At 43.6% G+C, this 4,299-nt stretch carries 4 protein-coding genes; 2 read left to right on the top strand and 2 right to left on the bottom strand.

What is annotated here, in order from left to right; all coding sequences use genetic code 11:
- Positions 1–110: 110 nt before the first annotated feature.
- On the bottom strand, positions 111–731 hold the full coding sequence (locus tag ACHUFQ_RS12235; RefSeq protein ID WP_394175946.1) for an FKBP-type peptidyl-prolyl cis-trans isomerase: 621 nt from the start codon (positions 729–731) through the stop codon (positions 111–113).
- A 113-nt stretch (positions 732–844) separates the two neighbouring features.
- Positions 845–1,678, bottom strand: a complete 834-nt coding sequence (locus tag ACHUFQ_RS12230) for a M48 family metallopeptidase (RefSeq protein WP_394175944.1) — start codon at positions 1,676–1,678, stop codon at positions 845–847.
- Positions 1,679–2,037: 359 nt separating this feature from the next.
- Here ACHUFQ_RS12230 and ACHUFQ_RS12225 point away from each other — a divergent pair, with 359 nt between their 5' ends.
- Complete coding sequence (locus ACHUFQ_RS12225; protein ID WP_394175942.1) at positions 2,038–2,457, top strand: VOC family protein; 420 nt, start codon at positions 2,038–2,040, stop codon at positions 2,455–2,457.
- A 92-nt stretch (positions 2,458–2,549) separates the two neighbouring features.
- Positions 2,550–4,136: an ABC-F family ATPase gene (locus tag ACHUFQ_RS12220; RefSeq protein ID WP_394175940.1), complete on the top strand. Its 1,587-nt coding sequence runs from the start codon at positions 2,550–2,552 to the stop codon at positions 4,134–4,136.
- Positions 4,137–4,299 lie beyond the last annotated feature (163 nt).

Raw genomic sequence — 4,299 nt, 5'->3', positions numbered from 1 at the left:
CCTGACATAATCGATATACCTACATCCCTGCAGGCACCTGCGATAAAACATCCGGGCATACTTACATCCCTGTAATAGCAAAAAGCCGGGAAAACCCGGCTTTTCAAAGACTAAAGAATGTCTAGCAGTTCCACATCGAACACTAAGGTCGCATATGGAGGGATTGCACCTTGAGAACCACGCTCACCATAAGCTAAGTTGTAAGGTACGTGAAGGCGCCACTTAGAGCCAACAGGCATCATTTGTAGTGCTTCAGTCCAACCAGCAATTACACCGTTTACCGGGAATTCAGCAGGTTGACCGCGATCATAGGAACTGTCGAATACTTTGCCATCAGGGAATGTACCGTGATAATGCGTACGAACCGTGCTATCTGCAGACGGCTTGTCACCATTACCTTCGACCAGGATTTCATACTGAAGACCTGATTCCGTGACAGTAACTTCTTCGCGCTTAGCGTTTTCAGCAAGGAATGCTTCGCCAGCAGCAGAGGCTTCTTTGGCTGCAGCAGCTTCTTGTTCCTGAAGTTTCTGAGAAACAACCGTGAACGCTTCTTGCAAATCTTCCTGGCTTACTGCGCTAGCAGCACCAGACAATGCATCAGCAATACCAGCTTGTACTGCTGCTACGTCAAATTCTTTAAAAGGGTTATTACGTAATTGATCACCTAATTGACGACCAACACCGTAACTAACACGTTGTTCGATAGACTCAAATTTGTTTTCTGACATGATAGCTTCTTCTATAAAAAATTCGCCGGCAAGCTTAGCATATCCCGACTCAAGTCTACAGACCTTTTACCACAATAATTGGGGTAAAAGGCCTAATAAATAGACAGTTAAGTTTACTTAGATTTTTTCGGAGTAGGAATGTTAGGTTTAACACATTGCGGTCTGGCGCCTGCTGCAGCATAGATAGGTTCAGATTTCGCCAAGTGCTCGCTAAGGTTATTGATTCGGGTTTGATTTGAAGGATGCGTTGATAACCATTCTGGTGGTTCACCGCCGCCGGCTTTTGCCATATTACGCCACAGAGCCACCGACTCTTTGGGATCAAAACCCGATTTCGCCATCAAATCCTGACCAATAATATCGGCTTCGGTTTCATGGGTGCGACCATACGGCATCAATACTCCGTATTGAACACCAATTCCCATGCCAGCCATAATCAACGCTTTATTATCCACATCACTTAGCGCCAGTGTCGTACCGGCAACCGCAAGACCAATTTTACTAATTTGGTCAGAGCTCAATCTTTCATTCGAGTGCTGGGCGATAACATGGCCAACTTCGTGACCAATAATTGCTGCCAATTGCCCTTGATTATCCGTAACTTCCAAAATACCGGTATACACGCCAATTTTCCCACCAGGTAACGCAAATGCATTCACCATTTCAGAATCAAAGACCACAACTTCCCAACTGCCTTGATGAACACTGGAATCAACATTGATCGTAATGGCATCAGCAACGCACTGTACAAATTGATTAACCGCAGGATCTTTGGAAATAGTTTGCTGTTGTTTCATCTCATCAAATGATTGTGCCCCCATTTGATTGAGTTCATCGGGAGAATGCATCAATAGCTGTCGGCGTCCGGTTGGTGAAGTGCTACAGGCCGCGATAATAGCTGCCAGCAATAAAACCAGCGCAATTCGATAATTCGTTTTAAATAACATTGAGTTGTTTGTCCCTATCTCAATTGGTTCAGTGGTATAGGTATTGTAAAACTCTCATTTGTATTCGCCAAGCTATAATTAATATCAGCCACGACTAAAAATTAACGGTGGCCATTGTCATACCAATCACTATTCGTCGATGTTCTTTGTATCGGCAGCTTGGTGTTAATGACGAAAGCGATGGGTGCACCCTGTTGGCGTCATCAATCGCTACTACCGGTAAATGGAATTATGTAAATCGTCACCTATACTTGAACTCCCGAAATTTATATTTTTATTGAAGATCAAATAGATAAAATCAGGAGCCTGGAAATTCAAGACACCCAAAAGCGGCTCCACTATGATAAAGGAATAATAATATGCTGACACCACAACATATTGACCATATTGTCCTCAATGCCCAGCAATCACCGCAGGAAATGTTGAATTTTTACTGTCAGGTACTTGGATGTGTGGTTGAACGCCAGGAACCAGAGTTCCATTTAACCCAACTTCGAGCAGGCTTTTCCATCATCGATCTGTTAACAGGCCCCAACCAAGCCGAACACATTCAAGCCGCGAAAGATATCGATCGTTCAAAACCCAACGTCGATCATTTTTGTCTTACGGTTAACGAAACCATTGATGCTCAACTATTGGAATGGTTTGCTGACCATGGCATAGAATGTTCCGATATCCATGACAACTATGGTGCACAAGGTTTTGGTGAGTCCGTTTATATCAAAGATCCGCTTGGGAATACGATTGAAATCAAAACCATGAAACCTGCGCCTTTGTAATTGGCTGTTGATGATTTAATACCGTTTATATCTGCGCGGCATTGCTTTATAATGCCGCCACTTTTACAAACCCAGTAGTCAGGATTAATTCATTGATCACCACAGCGAATATCACCATGCAATTTGGTGCTAAACCTCTTTTTGAAAATATCTCAGTTAAATTTGGTGGCGGAAACCGTTATGGCCTTATCGGAGCCAACGGTTGCGGCAAGTCCACCTTTATGAAAATTCTGGGTGGCGATTTAGAGCCAAGTGCAGGTAATGTCTCCGTTGATATCAATGAGCGGGTGGGTAAACTTCGTCAGGATCAATTTGCCTTTGAAGAATATTCCGTGGTTGATACGGTGATCATGGGTCATACCGAGCTATGGGCCATTAAAGAAGAACGAGATAGAATTTACTCGCTGCCAGAAATGAGCGAAGAAGATGGCATGAAAGTCGCCGATCTTGAAACTCAATTTGCGGAAATGGACGGGTACACCGCAGAAAGTCGAGCCGGTGAACTCTTGATGGGTGTTGGTATTGGTGTCGAACAACATTTTGGCCCGATGAGCGAGATTGCGCCTGGTTGGAAACTTCGGGTGCTGTTGGCACAGGCTCTGTTTTCTGACCCAGATATTCTGTTACTCGATGAGCCCACCAACAACCTGGACATCCATACCATTCAATGGCTTGAAGAAATTCTTAATGAACGTAATTCAACCATGATCATCATTTCCCATGACCGTCACTTTTTAAACAGTGTCTGTACCCACATGGCCGATCTCGATTATGGTGAACTGAACGTGTATGCCGGCAATTATGACGAATACATGTTGGCTGCCACACAGGCACGTGCCCGTTTAATGGCGGATAATGCGAAGAAGAAAGCACAGATTTCCGAGCTTCAGGATTTCGTCCGACGCTTTTCCGCGAACGCATCAAAAGCCAAACAAGCTACGTCTCGTGCCAAACAAATTGATAAAATTCAGCTTGATGAAGTTAAAGCATCCAGTCGGGTTAACCCCTTCATACGCTTTGATCAGGAAAAGAAACTGTTTCGCAATGCCATCGAAATCGAGGCACTAGGTAAATCCTTTGATGACAACACTATCCTCAAAGACATTAATTTAATGGCCGAAGTTGGCGAAAAAATTGCAGTTATTGGTGAAAATGGTATCGGTAAAACCACATTTTTGCGTACCTTGATGAATGAAATTCAGCCCGATAGTGGTGAAGTGAAATGGTCAGAGAACGCTAATATCGCCTATTACGCACAGGATCATGCGGACGATTTTGAACAGGATATGACCTTGTTCGACTGGATGAGTCAATGGAAAAATCCGGGTGATGATGAACAGATCGTGCGAGGATTTTTAGGACGTTTGTTGTTTTCTCAGGACGATATCAAAAAGTCGGTAAAAGTCCTGTCTGGTGGTGAGCAAGGCCGCATGTTGTTTGGTAAAATGATGATGCAAAAGCCCAACATTTTGGTTTTGGATGAGCCGACCAACCATATGGATATGGAATCCATTGAATCGTTAAATATTGCCTTAGAAAAATACGAAGGCACATTAATTTTCGTCAGTCATGACCGTGAATTTGTCTCTTCCGTAGCCACTCGCGTGATTGAACTTAAGGGCGATCATTATGTGGACTTTGCCGGCGGCTATGACGAATATCTAGCCAGCCAAGGCTAACCTTTTGCCGCAAAGGCGATTTAGTATCACCACTTTTTAAAGGAGCCAATTGGCTCCTTTTGCATTTCTAGCCTTTGTTATACCAGTCACATTAAATTATTGCTCACTCAGTGAGAATTTAAAGGCTTTTAGACAAGGCTTTGATTGCAGAGAATGGTTATTC

The organism is Thalassotalea litorea, from assembly GCF_043642205.1.
GTDB lineage: Bacteria > Pseudomonadota > Gammaproteobacteria > Enterobacterales > Alteromonadaceae > Thalassotalea_A > Thalassotalea_A litorea.
This window is presented reverse-complemented; position numbering and strand designations above follow the sequence as displayed.

Bases quoted from the DNA above. Each gene is read 5' to 3' on its own strand.
- ACHUFQ_RS12235 (WP_394175946.1), bottom strand. From the start codon at position 731: ATGTCAGAAAACAAATTTGAGTCTATCGAACAACGTGTTAGTTACGGT.
- ACHUFQ_RS12230 (WP_394175944.1), bottom strand. From the start codon at position 1,678: ATGTTATTTAAAACGAATTATCGAATTGCGCTGGTTTTATTGCTGGCA.
- ACHUFQ_RS12225 (WP_394175942.1), top strand. From the start codon at position 2,038: ATGCTGACACCACAACATATTGACCATATTGTCCTCAATGCCCAGCAA.